We start from the raw sequence: 451 nt of genomic DNA, 5'->3' as shown, positions 1-451 counted from the left end.
GGCTTCGAATCCGGGCTCAGCTCCTGGATCACCGGCGGCGTCCGGGCACCCGTAGCCTCCACCACCGCCCACACCGGCACTGGTTCTGCTTTGCTGGGTGTGGCTTCGGGGACGGAGCCATTGGGAGACAGCAGCCTGTCCCAGACCATCACCGTCCCCGCCACCGGRACCACCACCCTGTCCTTCTGGTACCAGCCCCACAGCCRGGAAGACCCCTGCWCCGGCAMCGCCTGCCAATACGACTGGATGGAAGCACAAGTCCGCAGCACCAGCGGCACCACCCTGGCCAGCCTGCTCAAGCTCTGCAACGACAACGGCACCTGGACCCAGTTCAGCGCCGACCTCACCGCCTACAAAGGCCAGACCATCACCCTCTGGTTCAACGTCCACCTCGACGGCTCCAGCCCTGCGGATGACACCTGGATGTACCTCGACGACGTCACCCTCACCA

General features: G+C 65.8%; 1 protein-coding gene. It reads left to right on the top strand.

The annotated features are described in order from the left end of the window. Positions 1–246: 246 nt before the first annotated feature. Positions 247–451 (top strand): hypothetical protein (locus AB4Z38_RS25820; protein WP_441432352.1); only part of this gene is annotated, 205 nt, incomplete at its 3' end.

The sequence above is a fragment of the Arthrobacter sp. 2RAF6 genome, from assembly GCF_052115205.1.
In the GTDB taxonomy this organism is placed as follows: domain Bacteria; phylum Actinomycetota; class Actinomycetes; order Actinomycetales; family Micrococcaceae; genus Arthrobacter.
The sequence above is the reverse complement of the archived record's forward strand: the minus strand, read 5'-3'. Positions and strand labels throughout refer to the sequence as shown.